Genomic DNA, 22,803 nt, shown 5'->3' with positions numbered 1-22,803 from the left:
GCGGCTCGGTGCGGCTCGGTGCGGCTCGGTGCGGTGCGGTGCGGTGCGGTGCGGTGCGGTGCGGTGCGGTGCGCACCGATTGTTGCGGCGGGTGGGTATGCCGTCAACTGCAGCCGACGCGTGTGGATGACGACCGCATGCTGCATGAACGGGCATGCGGACGCCCCGCGATTCAGCGATTCAGCGCGCCAACGCGGCCATGCGACCGTCCGCATTGGCGCCGCGGCGATGCCGATGCCGGCCGCCGCCGGCGCGGCTCAAGGAACGGCGCGTAGCTGGAGCGACGCCCCCTTTCGGCGAAGCCTCGAAGCCGCATCGCTCACGCCGCCACCCCGCTCGCCTGATGCGAAACCAGCCGCGCATACGCGCCCTGCCGCGCGATCAGCGTTGCATGCGTCCCCGCCTCGATGATCCTGCCGTGCTCGATCACGAGGATCGTGTCCGCGTTGCGGACGGTCGACAGCCGGTGCGCGATGATGACCGACGTGCGCTGCGCCATCAGGTCCTCCAGCGCCGCGCGGATCTGCTGCTCGCTGATCGTGTCGAGGTGCGAGGTCGCTTCGTCGAGGATCAGCACCGGCGCATCCTTCAGGAACGCCCGCGCGATCGCGACGCGCTGGCGCTGCCCGCCGGACAGCTGCACGCCGCGCTCGCCGACCCGCGTCGCGAGCCCGTCCGGCAGCCGCGCGACGAATTCGCCGAGCGCCGCCTGGTCGATCGCGCGCCGCACGTCCTCGTCGGACGCATCGTTCGCCGCGAGCCGGATGTTCGCTTCGAGCGTGTCGTTGAACAGGTAGGTGTCCTGCGCGACCAGCGCGATGTGCTGGCGCAGATCGTCGAGCCGCAGGTCGCGCAGATCGACGCCGCCGAGCGTCACACGCCCGTGCTGCGGATCCCAGAAGCGCAGCAGCAGGCTCGCGACGGTCGACTTGCCTGCGCCGGATGCGCCCACCAGCGCGACCGTTCTGCCGGGCGGCACCTCGAAACTCACGCGATCGATCGCCGGCACGCCGCGGCCGGGGTACGTGAAGCCGGCTTCCTCGAACCGCACGGTCGCGCTGCCGGACAGCGCATGCGTGCCGTCGACGACCGTCACCGGCTCCTTCTCGAGCGCACGCAGGCGCCGCGTCGACGCGATCGTGTCGGCCAGTTGCCGCGCGACCTGGCCGATCTCCGCCACCGGCATGAACGCGGCCACCGCGACCAGCACCAGCAGCGGCAACGATTCGTGCGCGAACCAGCCGCGCGCGCACAGGAGCGCGCCGAGCGCCGCGACGGCCAGCCCGCCGAGCCCGCTCGCGACTTCAAGTGCGGCGCCCTGCGACGACAGGTCGTCGAGCAGCTTCGCGCGCTGCTGCCGGTACGCGTCGGCTTCCGCGACGAACGCGGCACGCCGCCGCGCGAGCGCCTGGAACGCGGTCAGTTCCGCGAGCCCCTGGATCGTTTCGGTCAGGTGAGCGCCGAGCTGGCCGAGCGCCTCGCGCGCACCGGTGCCGAGCCGGTCGACGTCGCGCCGCGCGAGTACCGGCGCGAGACCGGCCCACAGCAGGAACGGCAGCAACACCAGCGCGAGCGGCCAGGCAACCGACGCGAGCAGCACCAGCACGCCGGCCGGCACCAGCACCGCGACGAACGCCGGCGCGAGCGTATGCGCGTAGAAGTATTCGACGGTCTCCACGTCCTGCGTCGCGAGCGCGACCAGATCGCCGGAGCGGCGGCGCAGCAACCCGGCCGGCGCGAGCCGTTCGAGCGTCGCGAACAGCGCGATGCGCATCTCGGCGAGCAGCCGGTACGCCATGTCGTGCGCGAGCCACGATTCGAGCCAGTGCAGCACGGCCGCGACCGGTGCGACGACGAGCAGCGCCGCGACGAGTGCGCCGTTCGCGTGCCCGGCCGACACGCCGCCGACCACCCGCGCACCGATCACGCCGACGCCGATGAACGTGAGCACGCGGCCGATCCCGAACAGCACGGTCAACACGACCTTGCCCTTCCACGGACTGACGAAGCGCAGCAGGGTTCGCAACGTTTCGGGCCAGCCGATCGTCGCCGCGTCGTCGTCAAGCGGCTTGACCTGCGGGCCCGACGCGACACGTGCGCCCACGCCGCCGGCGCTCGCGGTCGCGGTCGTGCCGACGGCTTCGGCGGCGGCCTCCATCTGCGGCCCCATCAGCCGGCGATACGGGCCGTCGCGCACGATCAATTCAGCGTGCGTGCCTTCGTCGACCACCCGCCCCTGGTCGAGCACCAGGATGCGATCGGCGCCGATCACGCTGGACAGCCGGTGCGCGAGCACGAGCGTCGTGCGCCCGCGCGTGAGCCGGTCGAGCGCCTGCTGGATCAGCGCCTCGTTTTCCGCATCGACCGACGACAGCGCCTCGTCGAGCAGCAGGATCGGTGCATCGCGCAACAGCGCGCGGGCGATCGCGATCCGCTGGCGCTGGCCGCCCGACAGCATCAGCCCGCGCTCGCCGATGCGCGTCGCATAGCCGTCGGGCAGCGCCGAGATGAAATCGTGTGCGTTGGCGGCCCGCGCGGCCGCGATCATGTCCGCGTCGCTCGCGTCGGGCCGGCCGAGCCGCAGGTTGTCGGCGACGCTGCCGTCGAACAACGTCGCGTCCTGCGCGACCACCGCGATCATCTCGCGCACCTGGTCGGCGTCGAGCGTGCGCACGTCGTGCCCGCCGATGCGGATCGCGCCGCGCTGCGCATCGTGCTGGCGCAGCAGCAGGCGCACGATGGTCGACTTGCCCGCACCGCTCGGGCCGACGATCGCGACCGTCTCGCCTTCGCGCACCGTGAAGCCCAGCGCCGCATGCGCGTCCGCGCGACGCCCCGGATACGCGAAGCCGACACCGTCGAACACGATCTCCGGACGCACGTGCGGCACGCGCGGCGCGGCGGCGGCCGGTGCTTCGCTGCCCGCGTCGAGCAGCGCGTGAATCGCGTTTGCCGCCGACTGGCCGATCATCCCCTGGTGCAGCACGCCGCGCAGGTCGCGCAGCGGCCGGAAGATTTCGCTGCCGGCCATCAGCACGATCAGCAGCGCCTCGAGGCTCATGTCGCCGTGGCGCACGCGCCATGCGCCGACCGCGATCGCCGCTGCCGCGCCGAGGCCGGTGCCGAGATCGGTGAAGAGCCGCGTCAGCAACCCGAGCGCGAGCACCCAGAACGTGCTGTCGGACAGCGCGCGCGCCTTCGCCGCCAGCTTCGCGCCGAACGCGCCGCTCTGCCCGAACGCCTTCAGCGTCGGCAAGCCCTGCACCGCGTCGAGAAACTCCTCGCCGAACGCCTTGAACGCGGCCGAGCGTGCGAGCGCCGCGCGCCGGTCGGCGCGATGCACGAGTTGCGGCAGCGCGAGCGTGACGAGCGCCGCGACCAGCAGGATCGCGGCCGTCGGCACATCCCACCACGCGAGCACCGCGAAGATCATCACCGGCGCGCACGCGGCGATCACGAGCTGCGGCAGGTAGACGCCGAAGAAGGTCTGCAACTGCTCGACGCCGTCGACGACGGCCAGCATCACGCCGCCCGTGCGCTCGCCGCTGAACCATGCGGGGCCGAGCGCGGCGATCCGGTCGAACAGCCGCGCGCGCAGCGCGGACTGCACACGTCCGGCCGTGTGCTGCGCGAGCACCGTGCGGCGATGGTCGAGCCATGCGCGCAGCAGCACGCAAGCCGCGGTTGCAACGACGGTTTCGGCGATATCGCGCGCCGGCGCGCCGGCAAAGACGAGCGCCAGCACGCGGCCGAGAAACACGAAGCGGAGGATGCCGACACCCATCGCGAGCAGCCCGAGCGCGACCGCGGCGGCGACCCGCCAGCGCAATCCCGCCATCATCGCCCATAGTCGTCGGTCGAAATACATGAAGCCCTCCGGTCGTTTTTTCGTTGCGGTTCGATTGACCGGACCAAGGCTACCCGCGCCCCCGACGCGCGGCAAAAGATGATTTTTCAACGGGTGTTGAGTCAACTACAATACCCCGCATGTCGCACCTTCCTCCCCTCAGCGCGCTGCGTGCTTTCGAGGCGGCCGTCCGCCTCGGCGGGTTCGCGCGCGCGGCAGCCGAGCTGAATGTGTCGACGAGCGCGATCAGTCACCAGATCCGCGCGCTCGAGGAATCGCTGGGTGCCCGCCTGCTCGAACGCAGCACGGGGCTCGGCGGCATCAGCCTCACGCAGGCGGGCGCGCGCCTGCTGCCGGCCGTCGGCGATGCGCTGTCGAAACTGACCGACGCGTGCGCCGAGATTCGCGGCACCACCGCGCAACGGCTGACGGTGTCCGCCAACGCGCCGTTTTCGTCGATGTGGCTCGCACGCCGCCTCGCGGAATTCTCGTCGCTTCATCCCGACACGCCGCTGCATGCCGTCGTGGTCGATGACGAACCGGATTTCGCGCGCAGCGGCGTCGACCTCGCGATCGTGCACGTGCCCGCGCACCGGCTGCGCGCCGACGACGACATCCTGATGCGGGAAACCGTGTTTCCGGTCTGCAGCCCCGAGCTGTTCCCGTACGCATCGGGGTACGTGTGCCGTTCGCGGCTGCTGCAGGAGATGCACGAGAACAGCCCCGAGATCGACTGGCGCAACTGGGCATCGGAATTCGGCTTGCCGGGCGACTTCGAAACGAAGATCGTCCGCTACAGCAGTTTCAGCCAGGTGATCGGCGCGGCGGTGGGCGGCGCGGGTATCGCGCTCGGCCGTGTGCCGCTGATCGAGCCCGAACTGCGCAGCGGCCGTCTGGTGCCGCTGGTGCCGGGCCTCGCGCGCGATGCGTCATGGCGCTTCGTGCTGCGCCGCAATCCATCGGCGCGGCACCGGCTGCTCGATTCGTTGATCGCGTTCCTGCGCCGCGAAGCCGATGCGCCGCCGTTCCAGCTCGCGAAGATCGTTGCATCCGCATCCAACGACAGTCACGCGCGCGGCGCGGGCGGCGCGTAGCGCGCCGGCACGCGAGGCCGGCGCCGGACTCGCCCCGTCACGCTGTCGTCACGGCGTCGCGAAGAACAGCGCGACGACGCAGGCCATTCCCGCGAACCACACGAGCGAGCGCAGCGACGCCCAGTTCAGCAGGTACATCAGCGGGTAAACAACGCGAGCCGCGACGAACCCCATCGCAAGCTGGTCGACGTGGTGCGCGTTCGCGCCGTTGTGCCATGCGACGACCAAGGCTGCCGTAAACAGTGCCAGCGCTTCCCACGCATTCTGGTGCGCGGCCTGCGCCCGCGCGCGCCAGCCTTCGAGCTTCGCCAGGTACTCGCGCGGCGTACGGTTGTCGTACCCCTTGCGGGCCTTGGCCAGGAACGTCATCGGGAACGGCAACAGCGCCACGATGAACAGGCACAGCTGGGACGTCGTCATCAAAGTCTCCTCCTTTATGATTACATTGATCAATGACAGGGTCGCGCAGAGCTTAGCATTGCGTCGCGCGGTTCGCGCACCGGTTTTCTAGACGGGAGACTCGGCGATGCAGGCTGGCGAAGGCCGTCGCGACATGGGTCCGGTACCAAACATTCCACCAAATCATCGACAAATACGTTAATTAAAACTGGTCGAACACCAATAATATAGCGCTCGACACTGGCTTGGTGCGTTGCCGCGCCAGCCTGCCGATCCGCGCCGCCGCGCGCGCCGAACGACTTTCGACCCGAGCCCGCCCATGCCCCGTCCCATCGTCGCCCATATCCGTCCCGACGCCGTCCGCCACAACCTCGACTTCATCCGCCGCACCGCCGCGCAATCGCGCGTGTGGGCCGTGATCAAGGCCAACGCATACGGTCACGGGATCGAGCGGATCTATCCGGGCCTCGCGGCAGCCGACGGCATCGCGCTGCTCGATCTCGACGAAGCCGTGCGCGTGCGGGAACTCGGCTGGGACAAGCCGGTGCTGCTGCTCGAAGGCATCTTCGAGCCGGCCGACGTCGAACTGGCCGATCGTCACCGGCTGACGGTGGCCGTGCACTGCGACGCGCAGCTCGACCTGCTGATCGCCGCGAAGCCTCGGCAGCCGATCGACATCCAGCTGAAGATGAACGCCGGGATGAACCGGCTCGGCTACCGGCCCCATGCATTCCGCGCCGCGTGGGAACGCGCGGCGGCCGCGCCGTCGATCGGCAAGATCACGCTGATGATGCATTTCGCGAACGCAGACGAAGGCGAAGTCGACTGGCAGCTCGAGCAGTTCGATGCGGCCACCGCCGGGATTCCGGGCGAGCGCTCGGCGTCGAATTCGGCGGCCGTGCTGTGGCATCCGAGCGCGCATCGCGACTGGGTGCGGCCCGGCACGATCCTGTATGGCGCGTCGCCGACCGGCGCGTCGCGGCACATCGCCGACACGCCGCTGATGGCCGCGATGACGCTGACCAGCAAGATCATCGGCGTGCAGACGCTCGCGCCGGAAGAAACGGTCGGGTACGGCCGCCGCTTCACGGCCGACCAGCCGATGCGGATCGGCGTGGTCGCGTGCGGCTACGCGGACGGCTATCCGCGCCACGCGCCGACCGGCACGCCGATCGCGGTGGACGGCGTGATGACGCGCGTCGTCGGCCGCGTGTCGATGGACATGCTGACCGTCGACCTGACGCCGTGCCCGAACGCGGGCATCGGCTCGAGCGTCGAGCTGTGGGGCGATCAGGTGAAGGTCGACGACGTCGCGGAAGCGAGCGGCACGATCGGCTACGAACTGCTGTGCGCGCTCGCGCGCCGCGTGCCGGTCGTGGTCGTGCCGCCCGGCGCGTCGGCGGTGCAGCCGGCGCTGCGCACGGGCAGCTACGGGCGATAACGCCCGGCGTGGTTGTGGCGGCACGCTCGCGTGCCGTCGCGCATCGGGATCGGCTGCGGGCCGCTTGGCGAGCGGCCCGTTTTCATTTGCGGCGCGCAAAGGATACGGGGACACCGACGTAAACGCAGGCGTCGCCAATGCGCACGCGCGCCCGCCCCGCCGCAACGCGACGTACTACGCACGCCACGTCGGCTTGCGCTTCTCCAGGAACGCGTCGATCCCCTCGCCGGCGTCCTCTTCCATCATGTTGCGCGCCATCACGTCGCCCGCCAACGCGTACGCGTCGTCGAGCAGCAGTTCGCGCTGCCGGTAGAACAGCTGCTTGCCGTAGCGCACCGCCGCCGGGCTCTTCGCGACGATCTCCGCGACCTTGCGCGCGACGGCCGCGTCGAGCGCATCCGCGGGCACGGCCTCGTTGACGAGCCCCCACGCGGCGGCCGTCGCCGCATCGACGAAACGCCCGGTGACGAGCATGTCGAACGCGCGCTTCGCCGATACGTTGCGGCTCAACGCGACGGCCGGCGTCGAACAGAACAGCCCGACGTTGATGCCCGACACCGCGAAGCGCGCGGTGTCGGCCGCGATGGCGAGGTCGCACGCGGCGACGAGCTGGCAGCCGGCCGCCGTCGCGATGCCCTGCACGCGTGCGATCACCGGCACCGGCAACGCACGCATCGCGAGCATCACGCGGCTGCATTGCGCGAACAGCGCGCGGTAATAATCGAGTTCGGGCTTGCCGCGCATCTGCCGCAGGTCGTGGCCCGCGCAGAACGCCTTGCCCTCCGCCGCGAGCACGACGCAGCGCACGTGCGGATCGGCGGCCAGCGAATCGAACGCGTCCTGCAGGCTCGCCAGCATCGCCTCCGACAACGCGTTGAACTGTTGCGGCCGATTCAGCCGCAGCGTGACGACGCCGTCGCGCACGTCGCGCAACAGGATCGGCTCGGGTGTCTCGTGACGGGGTTCCATGATGCTCCGCTCGACGGGGTTCGATCGGGCGCGATCCGGCAACACGGGCAACACGCGCCCGGATTCGCGATCGACATGATCACGAATCGTCCTCCACATTGCGCGCGACGTCCAGCGGGGGCCGACCGGCGTGCAGGCGATACCGACCTGCACGCCGCCTCATCGCGAAGCGAAGGCCGCGGCGTTACGCGTGCCGCTGCGCGTGCTTCGCGATCCTCGCGCCGGCCAGCAGCGCGACCAGCGCAGCGGCCGCATACGCGGCGAAGCCGAGCACCGCGACCGCGCGAAGCGTCGCCGCCAGATTCGGCAGCAGCATCGTCGCGGCGCCGGCGAACGCGACGCCGAGCAGGCTCCCTGCCTGCCGCGCCGCGTTGAGAAAGCCCGATGCGACGCCGGCCGAGTCCGCCGGCACCTGTTCGAGCACGGTCGCGATCATCGGCGCGACGGACAACGCGGTGCCGGTGCCGAACGCCGCCATCGCCGCCCACGCGACGGGCCACGGCGCGCGCAGCGTCAGCGCGGCCGCGAGCGCCGGAACGGCACCGGTGGCGAGCAACAGGCCGCCGGCCATCAGTTGCGTCGCGCTGGCCCGTCCGTGCAGCTTGCCCGACAGCACGTTGCCCAGCGACAGGCTCAGCGCGAGCGGCAACAGCATCAGGCCCGTTTGCCGTGCGTTCAGCCCGAGGCCGCCGTGCAGGTACAGGCTCAGGATGAACAGCAACCCGAAATAGCCGACATAGACCAGGGTGCCCATCACGTTCATCGCCACGAACACCCGATTGCGAAACCATGCGAGCGGCACCATCGGATCGGCGGTGCGCCGCTCGACGACGATCAGCACCGCGGCGGCGAGCCCGGCAACCAGCAGCGCGACCCGCACCTCCGCCGCACCCGGGCCGCGCGTCGGCAGTTCGATCGCGGCAAAGCACAGCGCGCCGAGCGCCGTCGCGCTGGCGAGCTGGCCGGCCCAGTCGAAGCGGCGCGCGCCGCGTCGGGTCGACGCGCGCACCAGCACCGCCGCCCCGCCGAGCGCCAGCACGCCGGTCGGCACATTGACGAGGAACGCGCTGCGCCAGCCGAAATCCTCCACCAGCACGCCGCCCAGCACCGGCCCCACGGACGCCGCCACCGACGCGATGCCCGCCCAGACCGCGATCGCCCGCGCCCGCTCGGCCGGCACGTCGAAGGTGTTGCGCACGATCGCGAGCGACGCGGGCAGAAAGAGAGCCGCGCCCACGCCCTGCACGAAGCGCGCGGCGACGAGCACGGTCACGGACGGCGCGAAGCCGCATCCCGCCGACGCCAGGATGAACAGCGCGAGGCCCGCGAGATACGCGTGCTTGGCGCCGAACCGGTCGGACAACACGCCGCCCGCGAGGATCAGCGCGGCGAAGCTGAGCGTGTACGCATCGACGATCCACGCGAGCCCCGCGACCGTCGCGCCGAGGCTCGCCCGCATCGCCGGCAGCGCGACGTTGACGATCGTCGTGTCGAGCACGGCCATGAACATCCCGATCGCGACGAGCGCCAGCGTGAAGCGGCGTTCGCGCGCGGTCGGACGGCCGGCCGTCGGGGTCGGAACGGCGGCGGCGGTGGCAGGGGCGCAGGCAGAGGTGCAAGGGGACGTGCAATCGGTCATGAGAACTCCAGGCAGATGCCGAGAGTCTAGGAACCGCGCACGATGCAGAAAAGTGATAATTTCGCATCTTCGTGATGCAGAAATGCATTCACCCCCTTCCCGAGGAAACCGCCGATGCGCCTGAACTGGGACAACGCCCGCTTCTTCCTCGCGCTCGCCCGCGCCGGCACGCTGCGCGGTGCCGCCGCGCAGCTGAACGTCGACCAGGCGACCGTCGGCCGCCGGATCGCGGCGCTCGAGGACGAACTGTCCGCGCGCCTGTTCCTGCGCACGCCGGCCCTCTATGTGCTGACGCCGGCCGGCGAAGCGCTGCTCGAGCCGGCGGAAACGATGGAACGCGCATCGCTCACCATCGAGCGGCGCGTGATGGGCTTCGACGCGCAACTGGCCGGCTCCGTGCGCATCGCGACCACCGACTCGCTCGGCAAGCGCTTCGTGGTGCCGGCCATCGCGCGCCTGCGGCGCAAGCACGCCGGCATCGACGTCGTGTGCGTGACGTCCGCCGAAATCGCCAACCTCACGCGCCGCGAAGCGGATCTCGCGATTCGCACGTTGCGGCCGGAATCGCCGGACCTGATCGTCCGGCGCCTCGGGCAACTCGAAACCGGCATCTACGCATCGCGCGGCTATCTGGCCGAGCGCGGCGAACCGGCGCCGGGCAGCGCGTTCGACGGCCACGACCTGGTGATGTACCAGCAGCCGGTGGTACCGACGATGTGGGAAGCGCTGTGCGGCGAGCCGACGTCACGCGGCCGCGTGATGTTCCAGACCTCGTCGACGATGATGCTGGTCGAGGCGACCGTCGCCGGGCTCGGCGTGGCCGAGCTGCCGTGCTTTCGCGCCGACGCCGAACCGGAACTGGTGCGGCTCATGGCACGGCGCTGCAATCATTTCGACGTGTGGCTCGTCGCGCATGCCGATCTCTACAAGACCGCGCGCGTGCAGGCCGTGATCGAGGCGGTCGTCGACGAATTCGCGTCCGCCGCGCCGGCGGCTCGCTGAGCGCCGAGCCCGGGCGGCGCGGCGCGGCGCGCCCGTGCGCGGTCAGCCCGCGAGCTTCTTCAACGCGTCGAGCACCGCATCGCCCTTGAACGGCTTCACGATCCAGCCCTTCACGCCGGCCGCCTTGCCGCGCTCCTTCATCGCCGGGCTGCTTTCGGTCGTCAGCATCACGACGTTGACCGACGCGTTCGCCAGCTCGCCGCGGATCTTCTCGACCATCGTCAGGCCGTCCATGTTCGGCATGTTCACGTCGCTGATCACGAGCCGCACGCCGGGCGTCGCCTTGAGCTTCGCGAGCCCGTCCTTGCCGTCCACCGCCGTCGCGACGTCGAGCCCGTGATTGCGCAGGAAACCCGCGACTTCGTCGCGCACCGTGCCCGAATCGTCGACCACCAGAATCTTTGCCATGCCGTCTTCCCCTTTCGTTGTTGCTGACTTCAACATTCAAAACAGTTCGAGTTCGCCCGATTCGACCATCGGCCCGACGTCCTGCACCGATTCGCGGAAATCCTCCGGCGACCAGCTCAGGCTGAACACGAAACGCTGGTCGAGCCGCACCGACCGCCCCGATGCGGGGTCGGTCATCCGGTACTTGAAACAGAGCTGCGGACAGTCGCCGCCGAACGAAATGAACTTCTGCTTGTGATTGACGACGAGCGGCACCTGCACCGGATGGCGCGCGAGCGCCTCCGCGTCGCCGAGATAGCGGTTCTTGAACGCGCCCCACACGAGGTTGGTCAGCTCGCCGAGCACGCTGTTCACGTCGCGGAAATCGGGCACGCGGCCGTCGTCGCGCGTGCCGCCGATCATGTCGAGCAGCGGCTGCTCGCTCGTCTGCAGCAGCATGTAGCCGCGGCACCATGCGCTTTCCAGCGCGATCAGGCTGAACACCTCGCCGAAGATGATCTGGTCGCGGACGATGCACGGCGTGTCGCGCTCGATCGCGAGGCCCGGGAACAGGCTGTCGAGCCGCGCCTCGGTGATCTCGGCGATGCCGCGCACCAGCGCGTTCGGGTAATCGCGGCCGAACAGGTATTCGTCGATCGCGCGCTTGAGCGGCGTCAGGTCGTCGGCGACGTAGGCCGCGCACGCGACGCGCGCGAGCGCATCGGGCAGCCCGTCGCGCGACGCGTCCCCTGCATTCGACACGCGGCGCAGGATGATCGGCAGCTCGGGCCGCAACGCATCGATCTGTGTCGCGATGATCGCGCTCTCGTCCGGCGAGCCGCCGTAGTCCTCGGCGAGCAGGATCGCGCCGAGATCGATGTTCGAGCGCAGCACCTTCAGCAGCCGGTTGCGCCGCACGGTCAGGCCGACCAGGTTGTGCTCGTCGCAGAAGCGCTTGATCGTCGCCGCATGCGCGCGGCTGTCGTCCAGCACGAGCACCTTGCTGACGGGTTGGTCTACGGTCATCTTGCGGAATCCTCGGAATCGGTCAAAACAGTTCAAGCTCGCCGCCCGTGTCCACGCTCGCCGTTTCCGGCACGTGGAAATCGACCGGCGCGTTCGCGCACACGCACAGCGTCGCGCCGATCCGCACGTCGCCGTCGAGCGTCACGTCGTACGCGGCCACGTGGTCGGGGTTCAGCGCCGGCAGGTAGTCGACGCTCGCGCCGCTCAGCAGGTAAGGCGTCGACATCCCGAGATCGGGGAACGGTGCGGTCAGCGCCTGGTTGATCGCGCCGCAGCACAGGTTCGCGACTTCCATGAACGCTTCGGGCAGCGGCCGCTGCGCGCTCGCGCCGGACGCCGCCGCGGCGAAATGACGACGCGTCGGATCGTCGTCGCGAAAGCGCAGCGCGAGCAGCAGCCGGAAATGCAGCGCCGAAATCGTCAGCACTGCCACATGCTCGGCGATCTTCGGCATCGCGCGCGACTTCGTGCGGGATGGGTCATGCGATGCGCCGTGCGCATCGCCGGCAGTCGGCCGGATCTCGCACGCGCCGCCGGACGCGAGCCGCGTGCGCGCCGCATCGAAGAAGATCCGCTCGAAACCGGCCCGGGCCTGCGCACTGATCACGCCGCCGCTCCTTCGAGCCGCGCATGCAGCTGCCCGGCCAGCGTCTCGACCGTCGCGAGCGCGGCCGTGATCATCTTGCCGCCGGCCTGGATGTCCTGGAACGTCGCGGCCGTCACGAGATCGTTGCGGTTCAGGCTGTCGCGATAGCTGTTCGACAGTTGCTGCGAGCGCGCGGCGAGCCCGCGCACCTCGCTCGCGACGATCGAGAAGCCGCGCCCGGCGGTGCCCGCGCGCGCGGCCTCGATCGACGCGTTCAGCGACACGATCGACACGTGCGCGACGATCGCCGACAGCTCCTGGTTCTTCGTGCGCATGTCCTGGTTCTGCGTGGTCAGCGAGATCATCTGCTCGTGCCAGCGCTCGAACGTGCCGGCCAGCCCGCGCAGCCGCGCGGCTTCGTCGGCGAGCTTCGTCGCATGCTGCGACAGCGCCGCGCGCTCGGCCGCGAGCGCCTGCAGCGCGTCGCGCTGCTCGCCGGTGCCGGCCGCCTCGCGCGCCAGCGTTTCCTCGAGCGCCGTTTCGCGGTGCGCCCACGCCTGCGCGGCTTCCGCATGCGCCGTCGCGGCTTCCTCGGCCCGTGCATCGGCCGCGCCGAGCGCCGCGCGCAACGCATCCGCCTCGCGCGTCAGCGCGGCAACGAGCCGCGCGCGCGCGATGCGCCACACGATCGCGGCAATCGCCGCGACCACCAGGCCGCCCGCCAGCGCGGCGCCGATCGGGATCATCCACGCCTGCACGATCACTCCGCCGCGTCGACGTTCGCGATGCCGGCGGCGTGCGCGGCACCGTCCGCCGCGAAACGCGCCGGCAGCGACACGATCGTCTCGAACGCACGATACGACGCGCCGACGCGATCGTCGGTGAAGCGCAGCGCGATGTCGCCGCCGTCGCGTTTCAGGAAGTTGCGCACCGCGTCCATCCCGACGCCGCGCCCCGATACTTCCGTCACCGCGCGGGCGGTCGAGAAGCCCGGGCGGAAGATCAGTTCGGCCACCGCTTCGTCGGTCAGCGCGGCTTCGTTGCCGGCGTCGAGCCAGCCGCGCTCGCGCGCGATCCCGCGAATCCGGTCGAGCGCGAGGCCGCGGCCGTCGTCGCCCAGCACGAAGCGCAGTGCCTCGTCCTCGACGTCGACGTCGACCGCGATGTCGATCTTGCCGGCCGCCGCCTTGCCGGCCGCGCGACGCTCGTCGGATGTTTCGATCCCGTGATCGATCGCGTTGCGCAGCAGGTGCATGAACACGTTCTTCAGCGTCGCGCCGATCTCGCTGCGCACGCGATGGCCGTTGCTGTCGATATGCACGACGGGCGCCGGCTTGCCGAGTTCGGCCGCGAGCGACGGCAGCGATTCGATCACGCCGCCCAGCGCATCGCCGATGCCCTGCGTGCCGAACTGGCTCAGCAGGCGGCGCACCGAATCGCGCGCCGCGTGCCAGTCGCCCGCATTCGCCGGATCCGCGCCGTCGAGCATGCGCAGGCTCTCGCTGATATGCGCGCGCTCGACCATCAGGTAGTCGGCGCCACCGTGCTGCGCGGCTTCGCCATGGCGGCCGAGCGTGACCGCGTTGATCGTCGCGTAGTGGTCGACCGCCTCGCGCACGCGGACCAGGTCGTCCATCAGCGCATCGCGGTTCCACTCGGGGCCGCCGTCCGCGCGGCGCAGCGATTCGTACGCCTGCTCCGCTTCGTGCACGATGTTGGTCAGGTGCTGCAGGCTGTACGTGCGCGCATTGCCCTTGATCGTGTGCATGTTGCGGAACAGCGCAGCGACGATCGAGTGATCCGCGCGTTCGTGCTGGCGGATCATCCGCTCGTTCTCGCTGATGAAGCCCTTCGCGCTGTGCACGAAGTCGTGGAACTTGTCCTGGCTGATCGACAGGATCTCGCCGATCATCTCGAGGCGGCGCTGCTGCTCGCCGGCCTGCGCGGTCAGCTCGCGGATCTCGGTCACGTCGCGCACGCACAGCATCAGCCGCACGACCGTGTCGGTCTCGTCGGTGATCGCCGACCAGCTCAGGTCGAGCCATTTCTCGCGGCCGTCCGGCATCCGCTTCGCGACTTCGTTGACGAGCAGGTGCTCGTTGAACGCGAAGTTCATGCTGTCCTCGCCGAGGCACGCATGCACGGCTGCCTCGACCTGCGAGCGCGCGTCGGAACCGATGCTCGAAGCGTCGAACACGAGCGCCATCAGGTCGCGCCCGGCGATGTCGCCGGTCTCGAAGATGGTCTCGAGGTAAGCCGAATACTCCGCATGCACGACGCCGCCTTCGACGACGGTCAGGATCCCCTGCTGCATGTTCTGCAGCATCGCCTGGATGTCGGCCGTCTTCTGCTTCAGCTGCGCGGCGTTCTCCTGGATCTTCTCGATCATCCCGTTGAACGCGACGATCGAATGGCCGATCTCGTCCATCCGGCCCACCGGCACGCGGCGCGTGAAGTCCTGGCTCGTCGCGATCTCGCTCATCATCGTCTGCATCCGGCTCAGCGGACGCGTGATCTGGCGATACAGCACGAAGCCGAGCGCGGTCAGCAGCACGACGACCGTGCCCGCCACCCCCGCGATCGCGGTGGCCGTCGTCGCGAGCATGCCGTTCAGCGCGCGAATGGCGTCGTCCTTCTGGCGGTTCTTCTCGACGCGCAGCGTGTCGACGATGCTCTCGAGTTCGTCGCGATACTGCGCGACGTTCGCGAACAGGTACGCCTGCGCCATCTCGGGCTTGCCGTCGGCCTTCATCTTCACGGTGTCGTCGATCGCGGCGAAGTAGTTCGCGGCGCTGTCCTTCGCCTGCTCGACGAGGCCTTCCTGCGCCTGTCCGACCGCCGATTTGGCCTGCGCGTCGAGCGCCGCGCGCAATGCGGCCTGTTTCGTCTTCAACTCGTCGCGCGCCTGCGCGGCGGTGTTCGCGTCGGGCGCGTACACCAGCGTCATCGTCGCGATCTGGATGTTCTTCACATCGGCGACGAGATCCGCCGATGCCAGTGCGCTCGGCACGATTCCCTGGGTAACCTGACGCACCTCGGACGCGCTCTTGCGCGTCTGGTACACGGCGTACACGCCGATCGCGGACAGCGCGAAAAACGTCAGGACGACTAGCAGCGTAATGCGATGACGGATGGTCATGAGTACAGCTCCCCGCGGCGATCCGGCTTCGATCGCCCTTGGCCTATTGAAAGAATATGAGCGGCGAATTATCGGGGATGGTGTATGACTGTCCGATGACCGAAAATCAATCGGTCATTGAGAAAATCGCAATGATTAATTTCGGCGAGAAACACCTAAAGTTTTTGCCGAATTGGCCGTTAACCTCCGGCCCGCTCGTCCCGACGGGCTTGTCGGACGGCTTCAATCGATCGAATCCGGATATTCATTCTTTTACTCTCGATCCGGTAATTCAATCCGGTCAAATACCGGTAAAACGTTTGCGCATTATCTGCGAATCGAATCGCTCGCGCAGATTTTTATGCAGCCTTTTACGCACGACGGCGGATTCGACAAGCGGGCCGTGTCACCGGCCCGCATCCTCGCCGCTCACGGATCGAGCGCGCCGCCCGACCACCCGGCCGACGGCCGCGCCCCGGTCCGCGCCAGCGCACCGTCGCCCTGTGCGTCCCGCCGCTCGCGAGATCGCGGCGTCGGTGTGGACAGCCAACCCGACGACCGCGCACGAAACCGCGCGCCGGCTGCGGGCCGGTACGGTGTGGGTCAACGGCTAAGAAGAAACCGGCGACATGAACTTCCCGTTCGGCGGCTTCAAGGAATCGGGCAACGGGCGCGACAACTCGCTGCACGCGCTGGAGACGTACACGGAGTTGAAGTCGACGGTGATTCGGTTGCGGTGATGTCCGGGCTCCGGGAGCACCAATGCATCCGTATCCTGACGTCTCGTTGCTGCAAGGTCAGACGCATCCGCTCCCGTCTGAATTAACGGGCCGCATGGTGAGTACCTGCTCAAAGTCCGGATCTACCGGTCCGATCAAAGGCAACAACCACGCCCAACTCTCCGGACCCGGCTTGTTCGTGCTCACTGCGCTCCGCCCGGATTCACGGGAATTGCCGGCCCGGAACCCGGTAGCGTCGGGAAGCCGTGCCGCTTCGGCTTCGTTGGCTTCACGCTTTTTCGTCGAAATCATCAGATCCGCTACCGTCTCCGTAGTCACACCCGATTCTGACGAACATCGTTCAATCCAGTCAATTCATTCCAAACAGGAAACAATCAATCACCATCCGGCGATTCCCCTCCCCGTTCGCGCGTTCTAGACTGTCTGATCATGCCCCTCACCGGACCCTTGAAATGACCGACGTCCTGCCGCTGACCACCGACCCCGAATCCGGCCTCCAGTACCGGCTGCGCCCGGCCGCAGGCCGCGCCGCGGGCCGCCTGTTGCTGCTGCACGGCGTCGGCGGCAACGAAACCAACCTGCTGAACCTGGCCGGCACGATCGACCCGCGCATCGAAATCGCGTTCGTGCGCGGCCCGCTGACGTTCGGCCCCGGCCAGCACGCGTGGTTTCCGGTGCGCTTCGGCCCGAACGGCCCGGAAATCGATGCGGCTCGCGCGGATGCGAGCCGCGTGCAGCTGATCGCGCTGCTGCGCGCGTTGCGCGCCCGGGACACCGGGAGCGAACCCACAGCCTTGCCCGCCGTGATCGCCGGCTTCAGCCAGGGCGGCATCATGAGCGCGAGCGTCGCGCTCACGTCGCCGGCCGATGTCGCCGCATTCGCGGTGCTGTGCGGGCGCATCCTGCCGGAAATCGATCCGCTGATCGCGCCGCGCGATGCATTGAGCGCGCTGCACGCGCTGGTGATGCACGGCCGCTTCGACGACAAGCTGCCGGTCGCGTGGGCGAACACGGCCGACGCGAAGCTGACCGCGCTCGGCGTCGCGCACGACACGCGGCTCTACGATGCCGGCCACGAACTCACGGCGGAGATGGCCGGCGACTTCAGCCGCTGGGTCGGCGCACGCGCCGGATTGAACTGAGCGCACCGGGCGGTCGCCCGCCCGGGCCTGTCGTCAGACGTTGCTCGCCGGATCGGCAACGATCGGCGCGCCAGCCTCCCGCGCGGCGCCGCGCTTTGCCAGCTTCCAGCCGACCACCAGCGCGAGCACGACCACCGGAATCATCCCGACGGTCCACGTGCCGCCCGGGTAATCGAACGCCATCAGCACCAGCACGCTGACCAGGAACCCGAGCGTGAGCCATGACGTGAACGGCGCGCCGGGCATCCGGAACGACACGGGGCTCAGCTCGCCGCGATCGACCGCGCGGCGGAACAGGATCTGGCACATGACGATGAAGCCCCAGGTCGTGATGATCCCGAGCGACGCCATGTTCAGCACGATCTCGAACGCCTGCGCCGGCACGAGGTAGTTCAGCGGCACGCCGATCGCATTGACCGCGACCGTGACGAGAATCCCGCCGTAGGGCACGCCGCGCGCGTTCATCCGCGACACGAAGCGCGGCGCCGAGCCGCCCATCGCGAGCGAACGCAGCACGCGCCCGGTCGAATAGAGGCCGGAGTTCAGGCTCGACAGCGCGGCGGTCAGCACCACGACGTTCATCACCGTGCCGACGTACGGCACGCCCAGCTTGCCGAAGAACGTGACGAACGGGCTTTCGTGCGCGCTGTATGCGGTCCACGGCAGCAGCATCGTCAGCAGCACCACCGAGCCCACGTAGAACAGCGCGATACGCCACATCACGCTGTTGATCGCCTTCGGCAGCACCTTGCGCGCATCGGCGGTCTCGCCTGCCGCGACGCCGACGAGCTCGATGCTTGCATACGCGAACACGACGCCCTGCACGATCAGCACCGCCGGCAGGATCCCGTGCGGGAAGATCCCGCCGTGATCCGCGACCAGGTGCAGCCCCGGCATCTGCCCGGCGACTGGATGGCCGCTCGCGAGAAACACGGCGCCGACCGCGAGGAACAACGCGAGCGTCCCCACCTTGACGATCGAGAACCAGAACTCCATCTCGCCGAACACCTTCACGCCGATCATGTTCATCATCGACACGATCCCCAGCGCGCCGAGCGCGAACACCCACTGCGGCACGTCGGTGAACACGGCCCAGTACTTCATGTAGATCGCCACCGCGGTGATGTCGACGATGCCGGTGGTCGCCCAGTTCAGGTAGTACATCCAGCCCGCGACGAACGACGCGCGCTCGCCCATGAACTCCCGCGCGTACGACACGAACGCGCCGCTGGTCGGCCGGTGCATCACGAGCTCGCCGAGCGCACGCATGATCAGAAACGCGAATACGCCGCACACGAGATACGCGACCGCGAGCGCGGGCCCCGCACTCTGCAGGCGGCCGCCCGCGCCGAGAAAGAGGCCGGTGCCGATCGCACCGCCCATCGCGATCATCTGCACGTGTCGCGGCTTCAACTGCTTCGCGTAGCCGGCTTCGTGCGACGCGAACATCGCATCGCGATCGGCATGACGGGGATCGGCGCCGCCGGCCGTGTCGGCAGTGCGCTCGCTGGCGTGCTTCATGGTGTGTCTCCGTTTCTTGATGTGTCGCGCCCGTCGACGGGGCGCTGCGGGAACGGCCGCGCACGGGCCGCCGGCGGCATGCGCCGGCGCGGCGCGGCCGGAATCAGTACGCGCGCGGACGGATCAGCGCTTCGGGCTGCAGCGCTTCGTCCAGTTGCGCGTCGGTCATCAGCTGGCGCTCGAGCACGACTTCGCGGATCGACTTGCCGCTCGCGTGCGCCTCGGCGGCCACGGCGGTCGCGCGCTTGTAGCCGATGTACGGGTTCAGCGCGGTCGCGAGCGCGACCGAGCGCTCCATCGTTTCGCGCAACCGCTCGGGGTTCGCGGTGATCCCGCTGACGCAGCGGTCCGCGAGCGTCGTGAAGGCGGCCGTCAGGTGGCTGAAGCTGCGGAACAGCGCGCTCGCGATCACCGGCTCGAACGCGTTGAGCTGAAGCTGGCCGGCCTCGGCGGCGAAGGTCACCGTCAGGTCGTTGCCGAACACTTCGAACGCCACCTGGTTCACGACTTCCGGAATCACCGGGTTGACCTTGCCCGGCATGATCGACGAGCCGGCCTGCACCGGCGGCAGGTTGATCTCGCCGAACCCGGCGCGCGGGCCGCTCGACAGCAGCCGCAGGTCGTTGCAGATCTTCGACAGCTTGACCGCGATCCGCTTCAGCACGCCGGAGATCTGCACGAACGCGCCGCAGTCCTGCGTCGCCTCGATCAGGTTCGGCGCGGTGCTCAGGTCGAGCCCGGTGATGCGGCGCAGCGCGGCCAGCGCCTTCTCCGCGTACTGCGGATGCGCGGTGATGCCGGTGCCGATCGCGGTCGCGCCGAGATTGATCTCGCGCATCAGCAAGCCGGCTTCCTGCAGGCGCGCGATGTCTTCCGTCACCATCACCGCGTAGGTCGAGAACTCCTGGCCGAGCGTCATCGGCACGGCGTCCTGCAGTTGCGTGCGGCCGAGCTTCAGGAGGCCCGAGAACGCATCGGCCTTCTCCGCGAACGCGTCGCGCAGGCGCGCCATCGCCTCGAGCAGATGCTCGACCGCGAAGCAGGTCGCGATCCGGATCGCGGTCGGATAGACGTCGTTGGTGCTCTGCGCGAGATTGACGTGCTCGTTCGGATGCAGGTATTCGTACTGCCCGCGCGCATGCCCCATGAATTCGAGCGCGCGGTTGCAGATCACCTCGTTCGCGTTCATGTTGGTCGACGTGCCGGCCCCGCCCTGGATGATGTCGACCACGAACTGGTCGTGCAGCCGGCCTTCGCGAATCTCGACGCAGGCGGCGGCGATCGCGTCGCGATACGCGCCCGGCAGCAGCCCGAGCTCGCAGTTCGCATCGGCCGCGGCTTCCTTCACGGCCGCGAGCGCCATGACGAGGTACGGCAGCGACGCGATCGTGCGCCCCGAAATGTCGAAATTCTCCTTCGCGCGCAGCGTATGGACGCCGTAGTACGCCGAATCCGGAATGCTTCGTTTCCCTAAAAGATCCGCTTCGACGCGGAAGCCGTTTTCCGTCATGGTGCCCCTCCTGAAATGTCTCGTGCCGCCGCGGGAAACCGGCGTGTTCAGCGCTTCCCGGTACGACGGGATCGCATTCTATGCCTTTGCATAAAGAAGCTCGCTTCTGTATTATCGAAAGCGGTTTTGCGTGAGACGCAACAGCGAGAAACGAATGAAAACAGCGGCGAGAGACACCGGCATCGATCACCTCGGCGCGATGCGCGCGTTCGTGCGGGTCGTCGAAATGGGGAGTTTTTCCGCGGTCGCGAAGGAGCTGCACGTGTCGACGTCGACCGTCGCACGCAAGATCACGGCGATCGAGGACGCGCTCGGCGTCGCGCTGCTGCATCGCTCGACGCACAGCGTGACGCTGACCGAGGCCGGCCACATCTACCTGGAACGCGCGGTCACGCTGATCGCCGATCTCGACGACACGCTGCGCGTCGTCGCCGAGCTCAATTCACAGCCGAGCGGCCCGCTGAAGCTCACCGCGCCGGTCGCGTTCGGCCGTCGTCATCTCGCGCCGCTGATCGCACCGTTTCTCGCGCGCTACCCGACGATCCAGCTCGACGTGCGGCTCACCGACAACCACAACGACCTCGTCGCCGGCGGCTTCGACCTCGACATTCACGAAGGCGAGAACTACCTGGACAACCTGGTCGTCCACCGGCTGTCGCGCAACGACAGCATCCTGTGCGCGACGCCCGGCTATCTCGACCGCTGCGGGCGCCCCGCGACGCCGGACGACCTGCGGCATCACAACTGCCTGCGCTACGTGCACCCCGAAGGCGATCCGCGCTGGGAACTCGTGCGCGGCGACGCACGGCACAGCGTGCTGCCGGCCGGCAACCTCGTCACCGATCATTCGGAACTGCTGCTCGACGCGACCTGCGCGGGGCTCGGCATCGCCGAATTCGAGATCTGGCTGGTGCGCGACCTGCTCGCGAGCGGCCGGCTCGAAGCCGTGCTGCCGCGCTATCGGCTGCAGAACAAGCTCACGGGCGACTACATCTACATCGCGTATCTGGCGAACCGGCGCAGCTCGGCGAAGCTGCGCGTGCTGAAGGACTTCCTCGCGGAGCATCTCGCGCACATCGGCGAGTTGTCGGAAGTCGAGCTGACGAAGATTCGCGGCGCGGGCGCGTAGCGACCGCGGCCGCGCAGGTCGGTACGCCGGCGTCGATGCCGCACGCACCTCCGGCACGCGGCATCGGCGCGACGGCCCGCTTCAGGCCGGCTGCAATTCGAACGGGAACGTCGCGTGCCCGATCTCGACGCCCTGCGTGTTCAGCATCGGCGGCCGGTGGAACGCGGCGAGCCGCGCGCGCTGCGCGTCCGTGCCGATCTGCAGACGTTCGAGCAGTTCGCTGACCATCATGTACAGCACGTCGATGTTGCCGTCCCCGATCTTCACCGAGAGGCCGAGCGCACCGTCGGCACCGAGCGCCCGCGTGCGCGCCGATGCGCGTACGCCGATCCCGTAGCACGCATCCGCGCCGAGCTTGCCGACGACCTGCCCTTCGAACGCGTCCATCAGCACCGTGCAGTAGCGCCCTTCTCCGGCGACCAGCTCCGGATGGGCCGTCATCGCATGATGAATGCGCGCCAGTGCGCGCACGCGATCGGTCGTCGCGGCGCCGCCGGCTTCCACCGTATCCGCGCCGTCGGCCAGCGAGGCGTAAAGACGCGCGAGGCGATCGAGCGAGAACGACGGCGTCGGCAGGTTGCAGCCGTCGATCGCCCAGCCGACTTCGTCGTCGCGCAGCCCGCACGCGTCGGCGACCACCTGCTTCACGCGCACCTGCATCGGGTGCTCCGGCAGATGGTAGTCGGCCATCGCGGCGCCGATCGCCCGCGCGCCGGCCAGCATCCCGACATGCTTGCCCGAACAGTTGCTGCACACGCCGGTCGGCGTGTAGTCGCGCTTGATCCACGACCGGTACACCGCGTCCGACAGCGGCGCATGGCCGCCGCACCGCAGATCCGACTCCTGCGCGTCGACCTTCGCCAGCATCGCCCGCGTGCGCGCGATGTGCCGCTCCTCGCTGCTGTGCGACGCGCACATCAGCGCGATGTCCGCGTCGTCGAAACCGAACCGCTCGGGCGCGCCCGTCTCGATCACGGACAGCGCCTGGGCCGGCTTCGCCGCCGAGCGCGCGAGCGTCGTCCGGAACGGATCGCCGAGCCGGAACAGCAGCTTGCCGCCGGCATCCACCACCGCCACGTCGGCGACGTGCGTGTTCTCGATCGCCTTGCCGCGGTACGTGACGACCGCTGCGCGTTGGGTGTCCATCTGTCCTGTCTCCTTCGTCGGGGCCTGATTGCCGGGGCCCGTGCAACCGGTACGGCAGTGTATCGACTCGCCGCCCGGTCGCGCCGGCCGGCCGGTGGAAAGCGGTA

The 22,803-nt window shown here is 69.1% G+C and carries 17 protein-coding genes and 1 pseudogene; 6 read left to right on the top strand and 12 right to left on the bottom strand.

Annotated elements, in window-relative coordinates; all coding sequences use genetic code 11:
* Positions 1-319: 319 nt before the first annotated feature.
* Positions 320-3,868 (bottom strand): ABC transporter ATP-binding protein, encoded by a 3,549-nt coding sequence (locus tag U5771_RS05075; protein ID WP_322022963.1) that lies wholly within the window; start codon positions 3,866-3,868, stop codon positions 320-322.
* 119 nt (positions 3,869-3,987) lie between these two features.
* On the opposite strand from U5771_RS05075, the gene U5771_RS05070 reads away from it, so the two are divergent.
* A complete protein-coding gene (locus U5771_RS05070) occupies positions 3,988-4,941 on the top strand; it encodes a LysR family transcriptional regulator (protein WP_322022962.1) in 954 nt (317 codons plus the stop codon).
* Positions 4,942-4,989: 48 nt separating this feature from the next.
* Here the strand turns inward: U5771_RS05070 and U5771_RS05065 are convergent, their stop codons facing one another.
* Positions 4,990-5,361, bottom strand: a complete 372-nt coding sequence (locus U5771_RS05065; protein WP_322022961.1) for an MAPEG family protein — start codon at positions 5,359-5,361, stop codon at positions 4,990-4,992.
* A gap of 298 nt (positions 5,362-5,659) precedes the next feature.
* Here U5771_RS05065 and alr point away from each other — a divergent pair, with 298 nt between their 5' ends.
* The gene (gene alr, locus U5771_RS05060; protein WP_322022960.1) at positions 5,660-6,781 is read left to right on the top strand and encodes an alanine racemase; all 1,122 of its coding nucleotides are present in this window, start codon (positions 5,660-5,662) and stop codon (positions 6,779-6,781) included.
* A gap of 174 nt (positions 6,782-6,955) precedes the next feature.
* Here alr and U5771_RS05055 read toward each other — a convergent pair whose 3' ends face one another.
* Together U5771_RS05055 and U5771_RS05050 are read right to left on the bottom strand one after the other, a co-directional pair.
* Entirely contained in the window at positions 6,956-7,750 is a 795-nt protein-coding gene (locus tag U5771_RS05055; protein WP_322022959.1) for an enoyl-CoA hydratase, read from the bottom strand.
* A gap of 184 nt (positions 7,751-7,934) precedes the next feature.
* Complete coding sequence (locus U5771_RS05050) at positions 7,935-9,389, bottom strand: MFS transporter (RefSeq protein WP_322022958.1); 1,455 nt, start codon at positions 9,387-9,389, stop codon at positions 7,935-7,937.
* A 120-nt stretch (positions 9,390-9,509) separates the two neighbouring features.
* Here U5771_RS05050 and U5771_RS05045 point away from each other — a divergent pair, with 120 nt between their 5' ends.
* Positions 9,510-10,391, top strand: coding sequence for a LysR family transcriptional regulator (locus U5771_RS05045; RefSeq protein WP_322023143.1), 882 nt, complete (start codon positions 9,510-9,512; stop codon positions 10,389-10,391).
* A gap of 42 nt (positions 10,392-10,433) precedes the next feature.
* On the opposite strand, the gene U5771_RS05040 is transcribed toward U5771_RS05045, so the two are convergent.
* Genes U5771_RS05040 through U5771_RS05020 form a run of 5 tightly spaced genes read right to left on the bottom strand, consistent with a single transcriptional unit; the run spans position 10,434 to position 15,529 of the window.
* Entirely contained in the window at positions 10,434-10,799 is a 366-nt protein-coding gene (locus U5771_RS05040; RefSeq protein WP_060238818.1) for a response regulator, read from the bottom strand.
* Positions 10,800-10,835: 36 nt separating this feature from the next.
* Positions 10,836-11,804, bottom strand: a complete 969-nt coding sequence (locus tag U5771_RS05035) for a chemotaxis protein CheX (RefSeq protein WP_322022957.1) — start codon at positions 11,802-11,804, stop codon at positions 10,836-10,838.
* A gap of 22 nt (positions 11,805-11,826) precedes the next feature.
* Positions 11,827-12,411: a hypothetical protein gene (locus U5771_RS05030; RefSeq protein ID WP_322022956.1), complete on the bottom strand. Its 585-nt coding sequence runs from the start codon at positions 12,409-12,411 to the stop codon at positions 11,827-11,829.
* Entirely contained in the window at positions 12,408-13,148 is a 741-nt protein-coding gene (locus U5771_RS05025) for a methyl-accepting chemotaxis protein (RefSeq protein WP_322022955.1), read from the bottom strand. Before U5771_RS05025 ends, U5771_RS05030 begins: the two co-directional genes overlap by 4 nt.
* Positions 13,149-13,150: 2 nt before the next feature.
* Complete coding sequence (locus U5771_RS05020) at positions 13,151-15,529, bottom strand: MCP four helix bundle domain-containing protein (RefSeq protein ID WP_322022954.1); 2,379 nt, start codon at positions 15,527-15,529, stop codon at positions 13,151-13,153.
* Between the two features lie 503 nt (positions 15,530-16,032).
* Between U5771_RS05020 and U5771_RS05015 the strand changes: the two are divergent.
* Both U5771_RS05015 and U5771_RS05010 read left to right on the top strand, forming a co-directional pair.
* A pseudogene (locus U5771_RS05015) lies at positions 16,033-16,248 on the top strand (aldehyde dehydrogenase family protein); the annotation flags it as partial.
* A 452-nt stretch (positions 16,249-16,700) separates the two neighbouring features.
* Positions 16,701-17,390: a phospholipase gene (locus tag U5771_RS05010; RefSeq protein WP_322022953.1), complete on the top strand. Its 690-nt coding sequence runs from the start codon at positions 16,701-16,703 to the stop codon at positions 17,388-17,390.
* A 33-nt stretch (positions 17,391-17,423) separates the two neighbouring features.
* Here U5771_RS05010 and U5771_RS05005 read toward each other — a convergent pair whose 3' ends face one another.
* The gene (locus U5771_RS05005) at positions 17,424-18,911 is read right to left on the bottom strand and encodes an amino acid permease (RefSeq protein ID WP_322022952.1); all 1,488 of its coding nucleotides are present in this window, start codon (positions 18,909-18,911) and stop codon (positions 17,424-17,426) included.
* A gap of 103 nt (positions 18,912-19,014) precedes the next feature.
* Positions 19,015-20,421, bottom strand: a complete 1,407-nt coding sequence (locus U5771_RS05000) for an aspartate ammonia-lyase (RefSeq protein ID WP_322022951.1) — start codon at positions 20,419-20,421, stop codon at positions 19,015-19,017.
* A 154-nt stretch (positions 20,422-20,575) separates the two neighbouring features.
* Between U5771_RS05000 and U5771_RS04995 the strand changes: the two genes are divergently transcribed.
* Positions 20,576-21,550 carry a LysR family transcriptional regulator gene (locus tag U5771_RS04995; RefSeq protein WP_322022950.1) on the top strand — a complete coding sequence of 325 codons (975 nt, stop codon included), beginning with the start codon at positions 20,576-20,578 and terminating at the stop codon, positions 21,548-21,550.
* An 81-nt stretch (positions 21,551-21,631) separates the two neighbouring features.
* Here the strand turns inward: U5771_RS04995 and U5771_RS04990 are convergent, their stop codons facing one another.
* Positions 21,632-22,696: an asparaginase gene (locus U5771_RS04990; RefSeq protein ID WP_322022949.1), complete on the bottom strand. Its 1,065-nt coding sequence runs from the start codon at positions 22,694-22,696 to the stop codon at positions 21,632-21,634.
* Between the last annotated feature and the right edge of the window lie 107 nt (positions 22,697-22,803).

Source organism: Burkholderia sp. BCC1977, from assembly GCF_905339595.1.
In the GTDB taxonomy this organism is placed as follows: Bacteria; Pseudomonadota; Gammaproteobacteria; order Burkholderiales; family Burkholderiaceae; genus Burkholderia.
Note: the sequence above shows the minus strand (reverse complement) of the source record. Positions and strands in the feature narration are given on the sequence as shown.